14 protein-coding genes and 1 tRNA gene are annotated in these 22,929 nt (G+C 49.5%); 11 read left to right on the top strand and 4 right to left on the bottom strand.

Annotated elements, in window-relative coordinates; genetic code table 11:
• Window positions 1-14: 14 nt before the first annotated feature.
• Window positions 15-3,509: a PAS-domain containing protein gene (locus ACN0S4_RS03125; protein WP_417656254.1), complete on the bottom strand. Its 3,495-nt coding sequence runs from the start codon at window positions 3,507-3,509 to the stop codon at window positions 15-17.
• Window positions 3,510-3,718: 209 nt separating this feature from the next.
• Between ACN0S4_RS03125 and ACN0S4_RS03120 the strand changes: the two genes are divergently transcribed.
• From ACN0S4_RS03120 to ACN0S4_RS03095, 6 genes are all read left to right on the top strand, one after another.
• Window positions 3,719-3,985: a DUF4212 domain-containing protein gene (locus ACN0S4_RS03120; RefSeq protein WP_417656253.1), complete on the top strand. Its 267-nt coding sequence runs from the start codon at window positions 3,719-3,721 to the stop codon at window positions 3,983-3,985.
• An 11-nt stretch (window positions 3,986-3,996) separates the two neighbouring features.
• Window positions 3,997-5,712 (top strand): sodium:solute symporter family protein, encoded by a 1,716-nt coding sequence (locus ACN0S4_RS03115; protein WP_417656252.1) that lies wholly within the window; start codon window positions 3,997-3,999, stop codon window positions 5,710-5,712.
• Window positions 5,713-5,804: 92 nt separating this feature from the next.
• Window positions 5,805-7,679 carry a DUF294 nucleotidyltransferase-like domain-containing protein gene (locus tag ACN0S4_RS03110; protein WP_417656251.1) on the top strand — a complete coding sequence of 625 codons (1,875 nt, stop codon included), beginning with the start codon at window positions 5,805-5,807 and terminating at the stop codon, window positions 7,677-7,679.
• A complete protein-coding gene (locus ACN0S4_RS03105) occupies window positions 7,679-8,338 on the top strand; it encodes an exonuclease domain-containing protein (RefSeq protein ID WP_417656250.1) in 660 nt (219 codons plus the stop codon). The genes ACN0S4_RS03110 and ACN0S4_RS03105 overlap by 1 nt, the downstream gene beginning before the upstream one ends.
• A 368-nt stretch (window positions 8,339-8,706) precedes the next feature.
• Window positions 8,707-11,388 (top strand): TonB-dependent receptor plug domain-containing protein, encoded by a 2,682-nt coding sequence (locus tag ACN0S4_RS03100; RefSeq protein WP_417656249.1) that lies wholly within the window; start codon window positions 8,707-8,709, stop codon window positions 11,386-11,388.
• A gap of 140 nt (window positions 11,389-11,528) precedes the next feature.
• The gene (locus ACN0S4_RS03095; RefSeq protein ID WP_417656248.1) at window positions 11,529-12,506 is read left to right on the top strand and encodes a class I SAM-dependent methyltransferase; all 978 of its coding nucleotides are present in this window, start codon (window positions 11,529-11,531) and stop codon (window positions 12,504-12,506) included.
• A 105-nt stretch (window positions 12,507-12,611) separates the two neighbouring features.
• On the opposite strand, the gene ACN0S4_RS03090 is transcribed toward ACN0S4_RS03095, so the two are convergent.
• The 3 genes from ACN0S4_RS03090 to rpsT all read right to left on the bottom strand — a co-directional run bounded on the left by ACN0S4_RS03090 (window position 12,612) and on the right by rpsT (window position 15,034).
• A tRNA-Arg gene (locus ACN0S4_RS03090) sits at window positions 12,612-12,688 on the bottom strand.
• Between the two features lie 11 nt (window positions 12,689-12,699).
• Window positions 12,700-14,622: an alpha/beta hydrolase family protein gene (locus ACN0S4_RS03085; protein WP_417656247.1), complete on the bottom strand. Its 1,923-nt coding sequence runs from the start codon at window positions 14,620-14,622 to the stop codon at window positions 12,700-12,702.
• Window positions 14,623-14,773: 151 nt separating this feature from the next.
• Entirely contained in the window at window positions 14,774-15,034 is a 261-nt protein-coding gene (gene rpsT / locus ACN0S4_RS03080; RefSeq protein ID WP_169930302.1) for a 30S ribosomal protein S20, read from the bottom strand.
• 153 nt (window positions 15,035-15,187) lie between these two features.
• On the opposite strand from rpsT, the gene ACN0S4_RS03075 reads away from it, so the two are divergent.
• The 5 genes from ACN0S4_RS03075 (at window position 15,188) to ileS (ending at window position 22,928) form a co-directional block, all read left to right on the top strand.
• Window positions 15,188-15,535 carry a four helix bundle protein gene (locus ACN0S4_RS03075; RefSeq protein WP_417656246.1) on the top strand — a complete coding sequence of 116 codons (348 nt, stop codon included), beginning with the start codon at window positions 15,188-15,190 and terminating at the stop codon, window positions 15,533-15,535.
• Between the two features lie 54 nt (window positions 15,536-15,589).
• Window positions 15,590-17,428 carry a DUF885 domain-containing protein gene (locus tag ACN0S4_RS03070; protein ID WP_417656245.1) on the top strand — a complete coding sequence of 613 codons (1,839 nt, stop codon included), beginning with the start codon at window positions 15,590-15,592 and terminating at the stop codon, window positions 17,426-17,428.
• A complete protein-coding gene (gene murJ / locus ACN0S4_RS03065; RefSeq protein ID WP_417656244.1) occupies window positions 17,418-18,959 on the top strand; it encodes a murein biosynthesis integral membrane protein MurJ in 1,542 nt (513 codons plus the stop codon). Before ACN0S4_RS03070 ends, murJ begins: the two co-directional genes overlap by 11 nt.
• 63 nt (window positions 18,960-19,022) lie before the next feature.
• Window positions 19,023-19,964, top strand: coding sequence for a bifunctional riboflavin kinase/FAD synthetase (gene ribF / locus ACN0S4_RS03060; RefSeq protein ID WP_417656243.1), 942 nt, complete (start codon window positions 19,023-19,025; stop codon window positions 19,962-19,964).
• A gap of 102 nt (window positions 19,965-20,066) precedes the next feature.
• Window positions 20,067-22,928 (top strand): isoleucine--tRNA ligase, encoded by a 2,862-nt coding sequence (ileS, locus tag ACN0S4_RS03055; protein WP_417656242.1) that lies wholly within the window; start codon window positions 20,067-20,069, stop codon window positions 22,926-22,928.
• Window position 22,929 lies beyond the last annotated feature (1 nt).

The following is a 22,929-nucleotide window of genomic DNA, read 5'->3' as shown; positions in this document are numbered from 1 at the left end:
CAACAGCGTCGCGGTTAGCCGCGACGTTGCTGGATGTGCTTGAGGAGTGCTTTGAGCGCAGCAGGTTTGACCGGCTTGGCGAGAAAGTGTAACTGTTGTTCGCGGGCTTGCCGGCGCAAGTTGTCGTCACGCATGGCAGTAACCAACGCTGCTGGCACGGAATCGCCCCATTGCTCACGTAGGGCTCGGCACAGGCTGAGTCCATCGTGAGCGTCATCACCCAACTGATAATCCAGTAGCAGGCCATCTGGGCGCTCATGCGTGCGGGCATAGGCTAAAGCGGTATCGCTGGTGCAGAAGGTTTCTACCTCACAATTCCACTTTTCCAACAGTGCGCGCAGTGCAGCTAGGTTCTCTTGGTCGTCATCCACACAAATAAGCAGGAGACGTTCCGTAGGCGAACTTGCGGTTTCGGTGGGTGGGCGCTCATCGATTAACTCGGCATTGCCCAGCGGTACGGTCACCGAGAAGCAACTGCCAAACCCTTCACGCGTTTGGAGTTTCAGTGCACAGCGTAGTTGCTCACTCATCCGTTTGGCGACCGATAGTCCCAGCCCCACGCCTTCCACGCGAGTATTTTGGCCGCGGTAAAAGGCATCAAAAATACGATGCTGTTGCTGTGAGGTGATGCCTGGACCCGTATCCCAGACGGCAATTTGCAATTGCTCACCGCGGCGCCGCACACCCAGCAAAACTTTGCCGTGTTCTTTATTGTATTTAATAGCATTCGACAAAAAGTTTTGAATGATTCGGCGCAAGTATGTGGGATCGGTAAGTACCACGCTATCCTGCAAGCGCGCCTTAAACTGGATATGCTTTTGCTGCGCCAACACGTTGTACTCGTGGATCAGCGGCTGCAGTATGGTATCCAAGCGCACATGGCGGAATGTGGGTTGCAACGCACCTTGATCCATTTTGGCGATTTGCAGGAGCGTCGACAGCAAATGCTCAGTAGAGGCGAGCGCCGTATCCAGCTTCTGCAGCAGTTGATCATTGGCTGGCGTCAGGCTGGTCTCATCAACGGCTGACAAATATAAACGTGCGGCATTGAGTGGCTGCAGAATATCGTGGCTGGCCAGCGCAAGAAAACGAGTTTTGGAAGCGTTCGCTTCTTCCGCCTCGAGCTTTGCTTGTTTCAGCTCGACTTCAACTTTGCGACGGCGTTCGATTTCTTCCGTTAACTCATTATTGATTTCACGTATTTTGCGCTGCCGCACGTTGATGCGTTGTTCGAGGTCGATATTCGCTTCTTCTAGTGCTTGCGCCGTTTCTACGTGCTCGGTGATGTCTGTAAATGACGTTACAAAGCCACCATTGGGGAGTGGATTACCGACCATTTCAATCACGCGGCCATCACCGCGACGGCGAATAAAGCGATGGGGTGAGCCCATCTGCATGTAATTTAATCGCTTGGCAACAAGCTCATCAATTTCGCCAGGACCACATTCGCCGCGCTCGGCGTTGTAGCGAATCAAGGTGGCGATCGGTTGTCCGGGTTTGACCATGCCTTCCGGGTACTCAAACAGGTCTAAATAGCGTTTATTCCAAGCGACTAAGCGCAGTTCAGCATCGACTACGGAAATACCTTGGGCAAGGTTTTCGAGTGAGCTGAACAGGATGGACTGCTGAGTTTGCAGAGCTTGAGTGGTGTCGTCAAAGAAGTGAACAACCTCTTCCAGATGCAGCCGGCGATCACGCAGCGCCGCTTCAACCAGTGAACGTGCGGTGGCGGCACCGAGTACGCCACTGAGTGACCGCTCTACAAAGTCGATGAATTCGCGCTTGGCGACATCTTCGCGCATGGCTTCGGTAATTTTCATACCGCGTTCGGACGCCGCAAAAAACTCCAGTAGCTGGCTGGCGCGTTGTTCGCCGAGGAAGGTTCGTAATAACAGCAGCATGTCGCCATTGGTGGCTTGGTGATGACGACCTATGGTGTGCTCTTGTAGGGTCGAGCGCGGCTTCACGAAAGCGGTGGCTTGGATGCGGTCCACGAGGCGCGGCTGAGCGAGCAACGAGAAAACAATGTAGGCAATGGTATTGACGACCAAACTGACCACAGTGCCCTGTGTAATGATGCTGGTGTCACTAATTTGATGGGGCAGGTACATGGGTACTGCCACCGCAAATAACCACGCTATGAGGCCTACACCTAGGCCCACATAGACGCCACGAGCATGACCGCGACGCCAATAAAGGCCACCGAGTACCGCGGGCAGCAGCTGCAAAACGACCGAGAAGGCTAACAAGCCGATACTGACGAGCCCAGTATTTGCGGCCCAGAAGTAGTAGCACAGATAAGACAGCAACATGATCACGCCAATGGCGACGCGACGGATCAGGAGTAGGCGGCCTTGGAAGCTGCGCGTGTCGGCAAGCACACCAATAGGCGCGCTGCCGGTAAAGGGGAACTGGCTGCGACGCTGCAAAATGAACGGCATGATCACGTCATTGGTGATCATGGTGCTGAGTGTCACCGAGGCAATGATGACCATAGCTGTCGCTGCGGAAAAGCCGCCAATAAAGATGAACACCGCTAACCAGGGTTGGTCATTCATCATCGGTAATTGCAGCGCGAAGGTCGAGCCGTCAACGCCGTCACCAAAGAAAAATTGTCCACTGACCGCAATAGGCACAATCGCAACGGCGATAATCAATAGATACAACGGGAAGCCCCAGCGCGCGGTCTTGAGGTGATTTACATTGACGTTATCGACCACCGCGACATGAAACTGGCGCGGCAAACACAAAATAACGCCCGCAGCCATAAAGGTCTGCACAATAAAATCAAATTCGAGCAGCGCTCGCCATGACCAAGCCTCTGAAGGCGGGTTGGCAAGCCGCTGGAACAGCTGCTCCGAGCCCACTGAACTGTATAAATGCCACGCAAATACGGCAGCAACCACTAACGCCACCAGCTTGATCAAAGATTCAAAGGCAATCGCCAAAATCATCCCATTGCGATATTCGGTGACCTCAATATGGCGAGTACCAAACCACATGGCAAAAGCGGCCATCAGTGCAGCTGCTAGCAGCTCATTAATGGAGAGTTCGGTGAATGCGGAGGTGTTGTCGGTCAATACCACAAAGGTGAGACCGACCGCTTTCAGTTGCAGTGCAATATAAGGAATGGTGGCTAGCGCTGCTATCAGCGTCACAAACAAGGCAATGCGCTGGCGCTTGCCGTAGCGCGACGCAATAAAGTCGGCAATCGAGGTGATATTTTGCTGTTTACTGACTGAGACCAATTTCTCCATCAGCGGCAACGCAAACACGAACAATAAAAACGGCCCGAGCAAGATAGGAATATAGGCCCAGCCCGACGAGGCGGCATTCCCCACCGCTCCATAGTAGGTCCAACTGGTGCAATAGATTGCCAACGACATGCTGTACACCAGTGGCTTATAGCTGAGTCGATTGGCAAAGGTATTGGGCTTGTCGCCGTAATGCGCCACAGCAAACAGCAGTGCGATATAAGCCAGTGATACCAGAACCAACACAGCAGTCATAACAAAACCCTAGTGAACAGTTAATAGTGAACAGTGAATTGTAAATACACCTTCATACCTGCCTTTTGTAGCATTTCTATTCATTGTTCACTATTCACTTTTTACTTTTCCTTAGCTCTCTTAGACCAATGTCTTATTTCTGTGCGGCGGGTTGCCGACTAGATTGCATAGTGACCCAAACAATAACAACGGAACAACCTGGAGGGCGTATGGCTTTTAAAAGCGAAGAACTCGCAAAAGCCTACTGGCGCGAAAACATCAGCCTAGTATTGAAGTTACTAGTTGTCTGGTTCGTCGTGTCGTATGGCTTTGGCATTATTTTGGCGGATGTACTCAACCAAATTACCTTTTTCGGCTTCAAACTGGGCTTTTGGTTTGCTCAGCAAGGGTCGATTCTGACATTCGTTGTGCTGATTTTCGTATATGTGAATCGCATGGCGGCGCTCGATAACAAATACGAAGTTCACGAAGAGTAGGGGCGACGAGCATGGATATTCAAACTCTCACGTTTATTATCGTCGGCCTGACCTTCGCGCTTTATATTGGTATCGCGATTTGGTCTCGAGCCGGCTCTACGAATGATTTTTACGTAGCCAGTGGTGGTGTTCATCCGGTCCTGAACGGGATGGCCACAGCGGCAGACTGGATGTCCGCCGCATCGTTTATTTCGATGGCGGGGATTATTGCGTTTGCGGGTTATGCCGGTAGCGTTTATTTGATGGGCTGGACCGGTGGTTATGTTTTATTAGCCATGTGTTTGGCGCCGTACTTACGGAAGTTTGGTAAGTTTACGGTACCTGACTTTATTGGTGACCGTTATTACTCACAGACGGCGCGTACCATTGCGGTATTGTGTGCGATTATCATTAGCTTTACCTACATTGCCGGACAAATGCGCGGTGTGGGTGTGGTGTTCTCGCGCTTCTTGGAAGTAGATATTGCTACCGGTGTTTACATTGGTGCAGCGATTGTTTTCTTCTACACCGTTTTGGGTGGAATGAAAGGGATTACCTACACGCAGGTTGCCCAGTACGTGGTACTCGCATTTGCGTATTTGGTTCCCGCTATCTTTATATCCATTTATATGACGGGCCATATTCTGCCGCAAACAGGTTTCGGTGCGACTATTGCCGAGGGTGTGCCCGGAGGTGGTGAGTATTTGTTGCAACGGCTTGACGGGTTGTCAGAGCAGCTCGGCTTAGCCGCTTATACCGAGGGTGTGCGCAGTAAAATCGATATGTTCGCGATTACCTGTGCATTAATGGTCGGTACGGCGGGCTTACCGCACGTTATCGTGCGCTTCTTCACGGTACCCAAAGTATCGGATGCACGTTTATCTGCAGGTTGGGCATTGGTGTTCATTTCTGTGGTGTATCTGACTGCACCTTCTATTGCAGCGTTTGCGAAAACCAACCTCATTAATACGGTGAACGGTCCTGATTTGCAGGGTGTTGAGTATGAAGCAGCACCGTCGTGGATCAAAAACTGGGAAAAAACCGGCTTGATTTCGTGGGAAGATAAGAACGACGACGGTCGCATGTTCTACTCAGGTGATGACCGCAACGAAATGACGGTAGACCGCGACATCATGGTTCTTGCAAACCCTGAAATTGCCAACTTACCGGCATGGGTTGTGGCTTTGGTTGCCGCCGGTGGTGTAGCCGCAGCGTTGTCGACGTCAGCAGGTCTGCTGCTGGTAATTTCGACATCGGTGTCACATGACTTACTGAAACGAACCTTGACCCCGAACATTACCGATAAACAGGAACTACTCTGGGCGCGTGTTGCCGCCGGTGTTGCTGTCGCCATTTCCACCTACTTCGGGATCAATCCGCCCGGCTTCGTGGCGCAGGTGGTCGCCTTCGCGTTCGGTCTTGCAGCCGCGAGCTTCTTCCCCGCTATTATTATGGGTATCTTCCATAAGCGGATGAACAGCTCGGGTGCGATTGCGGGTATGGTCGTCGGTATCGTGTTTACCCTGGCGTATATCATCTACTTCAAGTTCGTGGACCCAGCAGCGAATGTTCCAGATAACTGGTTATTCGGAATTTCGCCAGAGGGTATCGGTACTGTCGGTATGATCATCAACTTCATTGTGGCACTGATTGTGCACAAGATGACTGGTGATGCGCCACAAGCTACCCAAGATTTAGTGGAATCTATCCGTTACCCGCGTGGTTCCGGTGTAGCCACTCACCATTAATCTGGTGTTCTTGATTGTCAAAACCCGTCCTTTGTGGCGGGTTTTTTATCTTTGCCGTAGAGTGCTCATTATTGGCATTGGAGACCTGCAACATGAAACAAAACATGCAACCCGATTTTGCTGAGGTCAAACGCTTCCTGTTGGATTGCCCGCCGTTTGATGCGCTGACGGATGAACAGCGCACGGGTGCTATTGAGCAACTGAAAGCAGCCTATGTCAATGACCACAATATAGATAAGTTTTTTAATGACTTTAGCCCCGCGCTCTACATTGTACGCTCGGGCGCCTTTGATTTATTAGCACCTGATGGACATCTCATCGAGCGGTTAGAGTCGCACGACTTGTTTGGTTATCCGTCGTTGTTGAGCGGTCGTTCGGTAGTGAATCGTCTGACTGTGGTCGAAGACGGGATTATTTTTATTATTCCGCAAACGGTGTTTGATCGGTTGCGCCGTGACAGTGTCGCCTTTGAGCAATACTTTATCCGCGCACACAGCCAACGTTCGTTAGAAGAAGTTGCGCGAGGGAAACCGAATAGCCGTCAACCGGTGACTGTCGACCCACTGCAAACCAGTATTCAAGAGGTCTTAACCCGACCACCAGTCCAACTCCCCTCGACCACATCGATTCGCGTCGCAGCGCAAAAGATGAGTGATGAGAAAGTGAGCTCCATTTTATTAGTGGATGACGGCGCTTTAGTGGGCATTCTGACGGACCGCGATTTACGCAATCGAGTGATTGCGCCTGGGCTGAGTTTTGACTTGCATGTCAACGCGGTGATGACGCAGGCTCCAGCAACGGTAGCGGGGCGGCAAACGCTCATGGACGCTCTGACGACCATGACCCAGAACAATATTCATCACTTGCCGGTGTTGGATGAGAACGACCAGCCTATCGGCATGATCACCAATACCGACCTAATGCGACAGCAGCGCAGTGAGCCGGTGATGCTCATCAGCGCTTTGAACAAAACGCAGTCGCGCGACCAACTTATCGCAGAAGCGAAGCAAATTCCCGCATACATGCAAGCGTTTGCCACACGGGCTGCGAACACCACGGTGGTGGGGCGGTTGCTAGCATCTCTCACGGATACCATGACGCGTAAACTGATTGAGTTTTATGAGCGTGAGCATGGGGTAGCTCCCGCGTCTTATGCATGGCTCGCGTTTGGCTCACAGGGCCGTGAAGACCAAACCTTAAGCTCCGATCAAGATAATGGCTTGTTACTCGCCGATGAGCTCAATGAACGGCAATTGAGTTGGTTCGAAGGTCTCGGCGATTGGGTCTGTTCGGGATTAGGTGATTGCGGGATTCCGCTGTGCCCGGGCAACATTATGGCGTCGCATCCTGACTGTCGCCGCAGTATTGCTGGCTGGGTTGAGCGCTTCACCCGCTGGACCGAGAGCCCAACGCCTAAGGCACTGATGTATTGTCAAATTTTCTTCGATAGCCGCATGGTGGTGGGCAATAAGCGACTGTATCAGCGCTACCGAGCTGAAGTAGCCAAGCTTGGGCAAAATGAGTTCTTTTTGGGGAATTTAGCGCGCTTACAACGGAATGTGCAGGTTCCATTGGGGCTTTTTAATCGCTTTCGTGGCACCGAGTCAGGTAAAGACAGTGACTTGATTGATATCAAACGCTATGGCATTGCGCTGATTAATGACATTGTCCGCATCTATTCATTGCAGGCCGGTGTGACCGAACCGCGCACGTTAGCGCGCTTGGAGCAGCTGTTGGAAGGGCGCCTACTGAATCATCGCGATAACCAATCGCTGGCAGAAGCCTGGCAGTTTCTAACGCAGCTTCGACTACAACATCAACTGGACGTGTGGGGAACGGATGAGCCGAAAAATGCTCTCGATCCCGATCATCTCAGTACGCTGGTTCGGCGTCAGCTGAAGACTGCTTTTCGAATTATCGATGAATGTCAGCAGGGCGTTGCGATGAAGTTCGGGCGGTCAGGTTGATGGCTTGGACTCAAGCGTTGCAGCGTTGGTGGCAGCGGCGCCAACTGCTGAACCAGCAATGGACGGACGCGCGCTATGTGGTGGTGGATATCGAAACCAGCGGATTGGATGTAAATCAGGACGTGATGCTGGCAATCGCATGGATTGAGGTGCGTCCACCCTGCCTCGAGTATCAGTCCGCGCGCTACTTTGTTTTAGATTCAGCAGCAGATACGAGCCATGATTTAAAGCAAAGTCCGGTAGTGCATGGTCTGGTACAGCGTGACTTTAACGAAAGCAGTGAGAGTAAGTTAGTTTTGCAAGAACTTGCACAAGTTCTGGAAGACGCAATATTAGTGTGTCATCACACCCATTTAGATTGGCAGTTTTTGCAAGTTGCGGCGCGTGATCATGGCATTAAGTTGAGTCCGCTGGGCTGGTTTGACACGTTGCAGTTTGAATTACGCCGTCTGCGTAATCAGCAACACCATATTCCTCGCGGGAGTTTGACTTTAGCAGCGGCGCGAGGGCGATATCGACTGCCCGATTATCATGCGCATCACGCTTTTAACGATGCGGTTGCGTGTGCCGAATTGATGTTGGCGCAAGGCTATAAATATGCTGGCAGTGCAAAGGCGAGCGTGAAAAATTTGTTACAAGTCGGACGAGTTCGGCTCTAAAGCGCGTCAAACAAGGCATGCCGACGTCTAAAAAAACATCAAAATGACGAAATTTTGGAAACTTCGGGAACTTTTTGTGACGGTGGTTTGTTTTCATTTAAGTCATATAAAACAATACTTTATTGTTATTTTAAGACGGTTCGTCGGAAGAAAAAGGCTGTTTATCGTACAAAAACATCAAAAAATATTGGTTTTTAGCGACTCTCTAGGTTGCTGAACTCGGGTTTTTTGATTAGTATCGGGTACTGATCGGTTGGTGTTTAATTAGCTTTGCAGCGACTTAGACCCCGATCGGAACGAGCACGAAGAGCGTTCACGTGCCAGTTTAAACCTAGTAAATCACTAATAAAGTGGTCCAGGGAGAAGATATGTATACTAACAATAAATTAGCTAAGTCTATCCGCTTAGCTCTTATGTTCGGTGGCGCATCTCTTGCGTTTTCAGGCTCTGCAATTGCGCAGGATCAGTCTGAAGATGAGCAAGCAGAAGAAGCTCAAGAACGTATCACAGTAACAGGTTCACGCATTAAGCGTACTGACCTTGAAGGCGCGGTTCCTGTAACCGTAATCGACCGTGAAGCGATTGACCTGTCAGGTGACATCTCTGTTGCAGACATCATTCGTAACACCACGTTCAACTCAGTTGGTTCATTCCGTCCACAATCTGGTAGCTCTGCACAGGGTGTTTCTCAGGTAGATTTACGTGGTTTGGGTGCTTCACGTTCACTAGTATTGGTTGACGGCCGTCGTTTGACTATGTCTCCTTCTACTGGTTCTAGCCAAGATTTGAACTCAATCCCAATCGGTGCTGTAGAGCGTATCGAAATCCTGTCTGATGGTGCATCAGCGGTATATGGTTCTGACGCAATCGGTGGTGTAATCAACGTTATTACTCGTAAAGATTACAACGGCGCACAGCTGACCTTAGGTGCTGGTGAAGTATCAGTTCCACGTGAAGGCGGTGACCGCGAGCAAGGAAGCGTATTGTTCGGTTCTTCTGATGCAAGCACGCAAGTACTTGGTGGTGTATCTTGGAACAATCGTGAAATCGTTTATGAAAACGCTTATCCTTGGGTTGTTCCTGGTTCATCAACTTATGGTAACAACTGGCGTTCAACTGTAACTGGTGCTTTCCAAGGTATCCCTAGCGGCTGTACTGAAGAAAACTACATCCCGACTACTATCGGCGGCGCGCCTCGTTGTCAGTATAACTTCAACGCGACTAACGCGAACGAAGCATCGTCAGCGAACGAATCTTTGTTCATTAAAGCTCGTCACCAAATCAACAACGATTGGGCTTTCTACAGCAATGCTAGCGTTGCAGAAACTGAATCGTTTGGTCGTTATGCTCCAGCTCCAGACTCAAACATCTTCTATGATGGTTTGACTACTCCTGCTGATAGCTACAACAACCCAACTAACCCAAATGCTTGGATTTATGATCCAAACAACCCAAATGCGACAACTTATGATCCATCATTGGTTGGTCCAAACATTCCAGTTTGGTTCTATCACCGTTTCGCAGCAATGGGTAACCGTGACACAACCGTAACCAACAAAAACAAAGACTTCATGCTCGGCTTCGAAGGTATGCTGGGTGATATGGAAGTTGACTTCGGTTACCGTCGTGTTCGTAACAACACAACTGAAATCGGTAACGGTTACTTAGCTGCGCAAACTGCGTGGACTTTCGTTAACGACTTCAACCCAGGTTACTGTGATGATGGTTCTTTCAACCCCGCCAACTGCCGTTATGGTTATGACCTGCAATTACCAAGTCAAAACCCTGACAACGTGCTTGCTGGTGGTGTTGTAACGACTTCACGTATCTCTGATTTTGACATCGACGAGTACTATGCAAACACGTCTTTCGATGTGACTGAAACCAATGCTGGTATGATTCAAGCATTCGTAGGTTTTGAACATCGTAAAGAACGCTATGCTGACCGTTATGATTCACAGTCAGAAGCTGGCTTAGTTGGTGGTTCAGCGGGTAACTCTGCTGGTGGTGGCCGTACTGTAAACGCCGCGTTCTTCGAAGTATTAGTTCCAGTAACTTATGATTTCGAATTGAACTTCGCAGGTCGTTATGACCGTTATTCTGACTTTGGTGGCAACTTCTCGCCAAAAGTTAGCTTCAAATGGTCAATCAGTGATGACATCATTTGGCGTGGTTCGTACGGCGAAGGTTTCCGTGCTCCATCTTTGGATATCCTGACTCAGAAAACATCATTCTCTGCCGACTTCATCTTCGACGAGAGAACTTGTACTGTGTTAGCAGGTGACCCGAACGCTCAATGTCAAACAAATGCGTTCTACATTGCCAACCCAGATTTGTCTGCTGAAAACTCAACTCAGTTCGCAACTGGTTTTGCTGTAAACCTGACTGACAACATCAGCATGGCAATCGATTACTACGATATCGAAATCGAAGATCGTATCCGTTCATTTACTTCACAGAACTTAATCGATGCGTTGGATGCGGGTGACCCAATTCCTCCAGGTTTAGGTGTAACTCGTGATGCAAACGGCGTCATCACTGAAGTAACAGCTGGTTTCGGTAACGAAGGTACTTTAGGAACTTCAGGTTTCGACTTCAACATCCGTGCTAACTGGGACTTGGCAGACATGGGTTCATTGACTCAGAACCTGCAAATCGGTCACATCCTTGATTACTCAATCGATGGCGGTCGTAACCTAGTTCGTGACTTGGGTGTTCCACGTAACCGTTTGAACTTCAACAACACGTACACGTTGAACGACTTCACCTTCGCGTGGAATTTGAACCTGATTGGTGACACGTACACTGATACTGTTGCTGATGCAAATGGTGCTGACGGAGTTCTCCGTACTGGTCACTTGGGCACGTGGGTAACTCACGACTTACAAGCGACTTACAACACTGCATGGGATAACAGCTTCACTCTTGGCGTGCAAAACGCATTTGAAAAGCTGCCTACTCTTGAGCCATACGGTGGTCGCGACTACAACTACGGCCTATACAATGGCTGGGGTCGTGTATTCTACGTACGTTTCCAACAAAACTTCTAATCGACTCGTTCGATCAGAATATGAAACGCATAAGCGGGACTTCGGTCCCGCTTTTTTTATGCCTGCGATTCGCTCTTTTATTCCGTGTAGATTATCCCTACACTAGTGCTCTTCTTGTTACTTAAGCTTAGGAATAAAAGATGCAGCATTGGAGTATGTACTGGCAGACAAGTGGTGTACTGAATAGCTTCGCTGAAGGTGATGCGAACCAAGGCTACACTGGCGCAATTCAAAAGTTTTGGGATCAATCGTTTGATTCAATACCACAGGGTGCAATCATCGTCGATGCTGGTTGTGGTAATGGTGCGTTAGCGTTATTGGCTTATGACTTCGGCCGTGCTAATCAGAAGGACTTTGTGATTGAGGGGCTCGATGCTGCAGAAATTAATCCCGTTAAACAATTTGAGAAACAACCCGCAGTTGCTAAGAAGCTCAAAACGATCAAGTTCCATTCAGCGACTCCCATCGCAGCGGCACCTTATACGGCTGAATCTGTCGATGCAGTCATCAGCCAGTTTGCATTTGAATATGCTGAACAAGGCCCCGCATTGGCTAAAGTCAGTGAGATTTTAAAGCCTGGTGGCAAGCTTATCACTATGAGTCATCATGCCAGTAGCAAACTCGTCAAAGATTCAAAAGTTGGTGTCGAAGTATTAACGGCTATTCTTGAGGAAAGCCCGTTATTCCAGCAAGCCGATTTGATTATTGACTTGGCTATGCAAGCCATTCCGCAGTTAGGTGATGAGGGTTGGGCAAAGTATTCGCACAATCGAATTCTGTCGCAATCGACCAAATGGATGATGGATTCGTTATTACAGCGTTTCGATAAGCCTGAGCAGCAAACCTATGTGAAAGATGCGATAGCTCGTGTCGCGCGTGTCTTACAAGCCATGAATGGCTCTAACTTGGAACAGGCACGTAAGCAGCTTACCTACGATTATCACGTGCTAGCAGACCACAAAAAGCGCCTCGATGAACAGTTACAGTCAGCCTATGCCAAGAAAGACATTACGGGACTGAAGAAGGCTGCAACTAAAGTGGGCTTGAAGTTAGAAGCGGAGCCTTTCGAAATAGAAGGCGAAGTCTTCGGCTGGACCATAACCGCCGAAAAACAGTAAATTGTGAATAGAGAACAGTGAATAGTAAAGCTTAGTTGATTCACTGTTCTCTGTATTAGTCGCTTTCTTTTAACTGTTCACTATTTACCATTCACTGGTAGTTCTTGGCGTCCCCGGCAGGAGTTGAACCTGCGACCTGCCCCTTAGGAGGGGGCTGCTCTATCCAGCTGAGCTACGGGGACTCATCTGGTTCTTAGCGAAGCGCCAGATGTCGTGAAAGGAAATCAAGAATTTTCTGATTTTCAATAAAGCGCTCTTCCTGCGAATACACCGAGTGCCCACCGTCGTGCACCCAAGTCTCAACGCTCTTGTCGTTTTTGTTGAGTGCTTCTAGCATGACTTCATATTGACTAAATGGAGTTCGAACGTCGTTCCGACCGTGTATCAGCAATATTGGTTTGGTGATTTGGTCGGCGAAGAATACCGGTGAGACCGCTTCAAGTGCCTTCATATCGGCACCCATTTGACGATCAAAGGTTTTGCGAGCGCGTTCGTTGCCAGCACTGTCTGTGGTAGAACGTAACAATGGCAATGAATAGACACCACCAATCGCGACCGCACACTGATACATATCCGGCTTTTGTGTCAACGCCAACATTGCTGAGTAGGCGCCATAACTTCCACCACTGATACATATACGATCTTTTGCCGCATGTCCTTGTTCAATGGCCCATTGTGTAGCGTCGTAGACATCTTGCTGCATGCGCTTACCCCATTGGCCATATCCACTCTCTTGGAATTCGCGACCGTAACCGCCAGACCCACGGAAATTGACTTGGAGGACAGCGATTCCTCGGCTGGCTAAGAACTGGTTCGAGCTATTAAAACCCCAGTTGTCACGGACACCCATAGGACCGCCGTGAACCTCAACAACCAAAGGTGGTGTGCGGCCGAAGCGATCAGGCTTCGGAATAGTTAGGTAGCCATGTAGTTCCATTCCATCGCTCGCAGTGAAACTAAATGGTCGCATCTCTGCTAAATCGTTAGTGTTTAGGCGAGGGCGAGACGATGCTATGTAACCTGCTTGCAATGTTTCGGTATCGAATAAATAGAATTCGCCTGGATTTCGATCAGAACTGACTCTGACCACAGCATATTTCCCGTCTGCGGTTCCATTTCGTAAAAAGACTTGCTGGTCCGGAAAGGCTTGTTCAAGCGACATAAGTAGTTTGGCCGACTTCGTATCATCGACAAATGTGCGTGTGTACTTACCTGGTGCAAATGAAACAGCGATTACTTGTTCGTCCAAGTCGGTTGCATACCCACTGACGTCAGCTACCGCATCATGAGCTATCATACTCAACTCACCCGTTTTGGTGTCCAGTTCATAGACAGCACTGGTCTTGGTTTCAAAATCACCAATAAGGAAAGCACGCCGATTGTCTGCTGCGAAACCTATAAATCGAACGCGATCGCCGGGTTCATACCCGTCAATAGATAGTGGCTTCCAAGAATCACTCTTGAGAGGTTTATAATAGAGAAAGAACTCTGAAGTAAGACCGTCATCTTGGGTTTCAAAGCCATAGGCTGCTCTGAGAGTACCAGTGTTATCGGCCAATACTTGGTTGACGTCGTTCGGCTGGTCGGCCACGAAATAGCTGCGCCCATCATTGATATTGAGACGGTGAACTTTCGCTTTAAAGCCATCTGCGAAGTGGTACTTACTGACGAGAACATGATCAGGGTCAGCAGGTAACAAGTGTGTTAAGTCCATGACACTGCGTTCCGAACGAAAGAGTTCGCGACGATTACTGCCATCGGCATTCGCACCGTACCAGCTGCCTCGCGAAGAAGAACCGTCCAAATACCCTTCAACGCGCTGACCATAAAAAATGAAGCGTTCATCATTAACCCAAGTAATTTGCGAAAACTCTTGGAGTTCACCAAAGGTAAAGTTGGCAGTAACTTGCTTATTTTCACGGTCAAAAATAAGGATACTATCGCTGATGCCTTTCGTTGATTTGATGGCAAAGTATTTACCGGTCGGCGAAATAGCCACATCACTATAAGCAACATCAGAAAAGAAATCTTCGATGGGGATTTCTGCAGGCGAAGCGGCGTTAGTAGAAGTGGTGAATAACGCGAACGCTATCATGCAGGAAGTCAGAAATTTCATGAACAAATGCCCCAAACGATCATTTTCTTAAAATAATGGTTCAACATTATGACAACATTGCATAAGAAGTTGAACCTTTTATGTAGCGAGAAGGCATAAAAAAACCGACCCTTAGGTCGGTTTTTCGTATTCAATGCGTTAAGCATTTGTTTTACAGTGCGTTAATTTTCGCACTCAAACGGCTCTTGTGACGCGCAGCTTTATTCTTACCGATAAGACCTTTGGTCGCATAACGGTCAAGAATTGGTTGAAGGCTAGTAAATGCCTGCTGTGCAGTCGCTTTATCGCCTGCTTCTACTGCAGCAGTTACTTTCTTCAACAAGGTACGCATCATTGAGCGACGGCTCGCGTTGTGGCGACGGTTTTTCTCCGACTGTACCGCACGCTTTTTCGCAGACTTAATATTAGCCAAGGTGAACTCCTAAAATTCGTTAACTGATCGCGATTGTTTATTAGGGCGGGGAATATGCCCTTTTCTAACGCTAAAGTCAAGTGTGAATGGTGAATAGTGACAGGAAAAAGAGCAAAGAAAAACTGCTAGACTTGTGTCTAACATGGAGGTTATATGCACAGGAAACTTGAAGTCTATAAAAAGTCTATGGATCTTGCATGCTTAGTATATGAGTTACTTCGCGAGCTGCCCAGAACTGAAGAATATGCTCTTGGTAGTCAAATTCGTCGAGCAGCCGTTTCAATTCCGAGTAATATAGCCGAAGGATTTGGCCGTTCGAGTTTACGTGACCGGTTACGGTTTATGCATATTGCGAGAGGCTCATTATTGGAGCTAGAAACGCAATTGGAATTAGTCACAAGATTAAATTACATTAAACTGCCGCCTACAGAAGAGATTTTGCTGGTCAAGAAGTTGCTGGCTGGACTCATTCGTTCGATAGAAGGCAGAATGGTAAATTGATTTGCCATTATCTGTTCTCTTTTCACTGTTTACTATAGCTTCCGCGAGGGCACTATGTGGAAATTTATTAAGTACTCATTACTTGTCATTGTGGTTGCTGCGACAGTGCTTGTCGTCAACGCCATTTGGTTTAAGCCGTTCTCTATGCGCGTGTTTTATGACCGCGTGATGCTAGAGACCGCGATGGACTCGCCGCAGTTGTTGACGCAATTGCGAATTTTGGAAGGCTTTGGTATTCGCGGGCACAATGCTGAGCTTGGCGATATGTCGCCAGAGAGCACGACCGAAAGCTATGCCAAGATGCGGGAAAATTACGAAATGTTTCAGTCGTATGGGCGTGAAGGACGGGAAGGCCAAGACCTCATTTCGTACGATATTTTCGATAACTTTATGGGGCATAGTCTCGAGGGCGAAAAGTGGCGTTGGCATGGGTATCCTGTCAATCAACTCTTCGGCGTGCATACGAATTTGCCGAGCTTCTTATCCGATATGCACCAAGTCAATGATGCGACCGATGCGGAGTACTATATTAGCCGTTTGAATGCGGTGGATTCGTACTTTGACGGATTATTGGCTGACCTGGCGATTCGCGAAGAGAAGGGCATTTTGCCGCCGACTTTTGTGGTGGAAGCCGTAATTGCGCAAATGGAAAACTTTACCAGCAGCGAGCCGGCTGAGAATGTGTTGGTATCGAGTTTTGTGCGCAAACTTGAATCTATAGAGTTAACGGAACAAGAGCGTAACGACTTTATTGAACAGGCGGAGCAAGCGGTCGCAGAAGTTGTTTATCCAGCTTATGCAGGGCTGCAAAGCTATTTTGTTGGCGTGTTACCGCAAACTAATAATGATGCTGGCGTATGGAAGTTGCCGGATGGCGATGCGTACTATCGTTATCAGTTGAAGCAATACACCACTACAGATATCACCGCTGATGAAGTGCATCAGTTAGGCTTAAGTGAAGTGGCACGAATTCATGCGGAGATGCGGGATATTTTTGATGATTTGGGGTATCCGAGCGACGTTGCTATTGGCACTTTACTGCAACAACTTAACGAGGATCCGCAATTTCTCTATCCAGATAGCGATGCAGGACGCGAGCAAATCCTGAAGGATTACGCACTGATTGTGGATGATATATACACCTATATCGATCCAGCTTTCCGCATGCGTCCCGAAGCCGACCTCGAAGTGGTTCGTGTGCCAACTTATGCTGAGAAGAATGCGCCAGGTGCTTATTACCAGCGGCCGGCACTTGATGGCTCGCGGCCAGGACGCTTCTTTGCCAATTTGTATGACATCAAAGCAACGCCAAAATATGGGATGAAAACTCTGACCGTCCACGAGGGAGTTCCCGGTCATCATTTCCAAATTGCCTTACAACAAGAGATGACCGGATTACCGCTGTTCCGCTCATTCTTGCCGTATTCGGTTCATACCGAAGGCTGGGCGCTGTATACCGAACAGCTAATGGCTGACTTGGGCTTTTATAATGATGACCCTTACGGTGACATTGGCCGTTTGCAGGCGGAACTATTCCGTGCCATTAGACTGGTGGTGGATACCGGTATTCATGCCAAGCGATGGACCCGTGAAGAAGCGATTGATTACATGGCGAATAATGGTGGTATGACGATGTCTGATGTGGTGTCTGAAATTGAACGCTACATTGTCATGCCGGGTCAGGCGACCTCTTACAAAATGGGCATGTTGAAGTTTGTTGAGCTACGTGCGAAAGCTCGTGACACGCTGGGTAGTAGCTTTGACATCCGTGATTTTCATGATGTGATTCTAAAGAATGGCAGCATGCCGTTGCCGATTTTAGAGCGACTCATTGATAACTACATTGCGGAAAAGCTAGCGGCGAATACAGAGGAAGCTGCGGTTGAGTCGTAAGCTTGCCCGTTCGGGAATTATTGTCAGTGCGATGACGTTTTTGTCGCGGGTGCTTGGTTTGGCCCGCGATGTCGTCATCGCCAATTTAGTGGGCGCTGGCGCTGCCGCCGACGTCTTTTTCTTTGCCAATAAGATCCCCAATTTTCTCCGGCGTTTATTTGCCGAGGGTGCGTTTGCGCAAGCGTTCGTTCCTGTATTAACTGAATACAAGCAAGGGTTCCCCATCGAGGAGCAACGCTTGCTGATTGCTCGCGTTGCCGGCACGCTCGGTACGTTGGTGACCATAGTGACCTTAATCGGTGTGATTGCGTCACCCATTGTGGCGGCGTTATTTGGGACCGGTTGGTTTTTGGATTGGTATCACGATGGTCCGCAAGGTCATAAGTTCGTCTTAGCCTCCGATCTGCTTAGAATTACCTTCCCGTATCTCTGGTTTATTACCTTTACCGCGTTAGCTGGAGCGATTCTCAATACGCTGGGTAAGTTTGCGGTTGCCGCTTTCACTCCGGTGTTTTTAAACATTGCGATTATTGCCGCCGCCATTTGGCTCGCACCAACACTTGACCAGCCTGAATATGGCTTGGCTTGGGGTGTGTTCTTTGGTGGTTTGATCCAGTTCTTATTTCAAATTCCGTTTTTAAAGCGCGCAGGATTCTTAGTCCGCCCGCGTTGGGGGTGGCGTGACCCTGGTGTCACGAAAATCCGGACTCTCATGATCCCGGCATTGTTTGGGGTGTCGGTGAGTCAAATTAACTTGCTGCTCGATACCTTTATTGCCAGTTTCTTGATGAGTGGCTCGATTAGTTGGTTGTACTACTCGGATCGTTTATTAGAGTTTCCCCTAGGCCTGTTCGGAATTGCCATTGCCACAGTGATTTTGCCGGCGTTATCGAGTCGGCATGTCGATAAATCGGCTGAAGAGTTCAGTCGTACGCTGGATTGGGGTATTCGCACGGTTATATTGCTTGGCCTGCCGGCGATGGCAGGCTTGATTGTATTAGCAGAGCCCATGCTGATGGTGTTGTTTATGCGCGGCGAATTTACCGCCAATGATGCGCAACTGGCTTCCTACAGTTTGTTTGCCTATGGCAGTGGTCTATTGAGCTTTATGCTGGTGAAGGTGTTGGCAACGGGCTTTTACTCGCGGCAAGACACGAAGCGCCCCGTGCGCTACGGTATTATTGCTATGGTTTCTAATATGGTGTTTAACATCATATTTGCCATCCCCTATGGTTATGTTGGGTTGGCGATTGCAACGTCGATGTCGGCTGCACTCAATGCTGGCTTGCTCGGCTACAATTTGTGGCGAGACGGCGTATTGAAGCGCTATCCGGGCACACTCACTTACATCGGCAAAGTCACTTTTGCAGTAGTGGTCATGATTGCCGCAGTGCTATACCTGAATCCAGCCCGAGACTGGTGGCTGCAAGCGACATTGCTAGACCGTATTTACCAGCTCTCCATGCTGATTGGAGTTGGTGCAGCGGCCTACGGACTCACCCTTCTCATCACCCGCGTAAAACTTCGCTAAGGCGTAGTCGTGGCGCGGGTGAATTGTTATACTCTGCGCTTTGTTTAATCAGCTTGAGCAGTGATGCAACTTATTCGTGGAATTCACAACATTAGCCGCGACCAGCGCGGCTGTGTGCTGACAATTGGTAATTTTGATGGTGTTCACTTAGGGCATCAGGCTGTGCTTGCGCAGGTAAAGCAACAGGCGCTGCAGCGTGGTGTACCGTCAACGGTCATGACGTTTGAGCCGCAACCGCAAGAATTGTTTCAGCCGGAGCGTGCGCCTGCGCGACTTACTAATTTCCGTGAGAAGCATTTAGCATTGCGAGCGCAGCAGGTCGATCGACACATCGTTATTGAATTCAATCGCCAGTTTGCGAGCCAGCCTGCGTGCGAATTTATTGAGAACGTCTTAGTCGATTTGTTGGGCGTGAAATTCCTAGTGGTAGGCGATGACTTCCGTTTCGGACGTGGCCGAGAAGGCGATTTCAACCTGCTTCAACAAGCGGGTATTGAGTTTGATTTTGAAGTCGTCGATACCCACAGTTATCGACAGCAGCAACATCGCGTGAGCAGCACCGCCATTCGTGAGTTTTTAAAAGCGGGCGATTTCCCAGCTGCAGCAGCAATGTTGGGGCGTCCTTATACGTTGTCGGGTAGAGTTGCGCATGGTGAGAAGAAAGGCAGAACCATTGGCTTTCCCACTGCAAATTTGCAGTTAAAGCGCCTACACTCGCCGTTGCAAGGCGTGTATGCTGTGCAAGTAAAGATTGGCAGCAGAACGCTGCCAGGCGTAGCGAATATTGGTCGACGCCCCACGGTAAGTGGAGAACGCGTGCAGCTTGAAGTTCATCTCTTTGATTTTGCTGAATCTATTTACGGTCAGCACATAGAGGTAACGCCGCTGCACTTTATTCGTGCGGAACACAAGTTCAGTGATTTTAATGCGCTGCGGGAGCAAATAACGAAAGACGCCACCGCCGCCAAACAACTTTTGAGTGAACAGGTAACAGTAAATAGGTAACAGGAAAACCAAGCCCGATTCTTTGGTGTTCACTGTTAACGGTTTACTTTTCACTCTGCTTCGACTCGACTTAGTCTAATTTTTGATATTGGGAAGTGCAGGATGACCGATTACAAACACACGCTGAATTTGCCGGAAACCGAGTTTCCTATGCGTGGCAATCTGGCCCAACGTGAGCCACAGATGCTCGAGCAGTGGTATGCCGATGATGTCTATGGCCAGATTCGTCAGGCCAAGGCCGGCAAGCCTGTGTTTATTTTGCATGATGGCCCTCCGTATGCGAACGGGCAGATCCACATTGGTCATGCGGTGAATAAAATTCTGAAAGACATGATTGTGAAGGCGAAGACGCTCAGCGATTTCGATGCGCCTTACGTCCCAGGTTGGGATTGTCATGGTCTACCAATTGAGCTGCAAGTTGAGAAGAAGCATGGCAAGCCGGGCAAAAAGCTGACGGTTGCTGAGTTTCGTCAGCATTGCCGTGATTACGCATGGACGCAAGTACAGCAACAACGTGATGAGTTTAAGCGTCTGGGCGTATTCGGTGATTGGGACAACCCCTATTTGACCATGAATCCGCAGCAAGAAGCGGACAGTATTCGTGCACTCGGTAAGATCATTGATAACGGTCACTTGCAGCAGGGCTTTAAGCCTGTGCATTGGTGTACCGACTGTGGGTCGGCATTAGCGGAAGCCGAAGTCGAATATCAGGATAAGCGCTCACCAGCTATTGACGTTGGTTTCCCAGTGGTCGATGAAGCCGATGTAGTGGCTCGCTTCAGTCACCCTGAGGGGCACCCAGGTGAAGGAACCGTCAGTGTTGTAATTTGGACCACAACTCCGTGGACGATTCCGGCAAACCGCGCGATTGCGCTGCATCCAGCGTTGGAATACGCATTGGTGCAAGTAGAAGCGACTGCGGAGCAACCGGCGAAGCGCTTGATTATGGCGACTGACTTAGTCAGTTCTGCGATGGCTCGCTGGAACATCGAGCAGTATCACAAGCTCGGCTTTGCTAAAGGTGCAGACTTAGAACTCGTTGCTGTGCAGCATCCATTATTGACCGACCAACAAGTGCCATTGATTCTGGGTGAGCACGTTACGACCGAGTCAGGTACCGGCTGTGTTCATACCGCGCCAGGGCATGGTGTGGACGACTTTATTGTGGGTAAACGGTACGACATCGAAGTCTACAATCCGGTCGGTGATGACGGTGTGTACAAAGCTGATACGCCATTGTTTGCGGGTCAGCATGTGATGAAAGCGAACGACAATATCGTGACTGCGTTGCGCGACTCGGGCAACTTGGTTCATCACGAAGCCTACAATCACTCGTATCCGCATTGCTGGCGCCATAAAACACCGATTATTTTCCGTGCCACGCCGCAGTGGTTTATCAGCATGGATAAGCAAGGTTTGCGTGCGCAAGCGCTGGACGAAATTAAGAAAGTGCGTTGGGTTCCAGCATGGGGCCAAAGCCGTATTGAGAGCATGGTCGATGGTCGCCCAGACTGGTGTATTTCGCGTCAGCGCACGTGGGGCAATCCCATCGCTATTTTCGTTCGTCGCGACAATGATGAGTTGCACCCGCGTACTCTGGAACTCATGGAAGCGGTTGCTCAACGCGTTGAGAAAGACGGAATCCAAGCTTGGTTTGACCTCGATGCCGAGGAACTGTTGGGTGATGAGGCGAAAGACTATCGCAAAGTCACTGACACTTTGGATGTCTGGTTCGACTCCGGGGTCACTCATGAAGCGGTCTTAAACAAGACCGCCGGGTTAAGCTGGCCGGCAGACCTGTATTTGGAAGGTTCGGATCAACATCGAGGTTGGTTCCAATCGTCATTACTGACTGGCGTTGCGATGTATCAGCAAGCGCCATATAAGCAAGTGCTGACACACGGTTTCACAGTTGACGGACAAGGCCGCAAAATGTCTAAGTCCATCGGTAACGTGGTGGCACCGCAAGAAGTGATGAACAAGCTGGGTGGTGACATCCTGCGCTTGTGGGTCGCTGCGACTGACTACTCTGGTGAGATGACCGTTTCTGATGAAATTTTGAAACGTGCCGCCGATAGCTACCGCCGGATCCGCAACACTGCGCGCTTCTTATTAGCCAATATCAACGAATTTGAGCCGACGCGTGATGCGGTTGCACCAGCAGACATGGTGGCTATTGATCGCTGGATTGTGGCGCGTGCAGTGGCCTTGCAAGAAGAAATTCTAACGGCATTGGATGACTACCAATTCCACACGGTCGTACAGAAAATCATGCATTTCTGCTCGATTGAATTGGGTAGCTTCTACCTCGACGTGATCAAAGACCGTCAGTACACCGCAAAACGAGACAGCGTCGCACGCCATTCGTGCCAGACAGCGCTGTATCATATTGCTGAAATGCTGGTGCGTTGGTTAGCACCGATTTGTAGCTTTACGGCACAAGAAATTTGGACCGCATTGCCGCAGACTGATGCTGCTGGAACGAAGCGTTCGAGCTATGTGTTTACCGAGAAATGGTACACCGCAGCGGCACAGATTGAAGGCATGGCCGTCAGTGCAGAAGAAAATGCGCACTGGCAGCAAGTGCTCGAAGTTCGTGATGAAGTGAATCGTGCTCTAGAACAAGCGCGCCGTGATGAGAAAATTGGCGGCTCGCTACAGGCGGAAGTCACGCTGTCAGTGGATGCGAAGCTTGCACCAGCGCTACAAATGCTGGGTGACGAATTGCGTTTTGCGCTGTTAACGTCAGCGGCGCAGGTGGAGGTGGTTGATGCAGCACCAGCGGACGCCCAAGCCACTGAAGTAAACGGCTTGTGGTTACGAGTAGAGAAATCTGAGCATGCGAAGTGCGATCGTTGTTGGCACCACCGTGCCGATGTCGGTGTGAATGCCGACCACCCAACGTTGTGTCAACGCTGCGTCACCAATGTTGAGGGTGCTGGAGAGGAGCGTCAATTTGCCTAAT

This window comes from Pseudidiomarina aestuarii, from assembly GCF_048263735.1.
Lineage (GTDB): Bacteria > Pseudomonadota > Gammaproteobacteria > Enterobacterales > Alteromonadaceae > Pseudidiomarina > Pseudidiomarina aestuarii_B.
The sequence above is the reverse complement of the archived record's forward strand: the minus strand, read 5'-3'. Positions and strand labels throughout refer to the sequence as shown.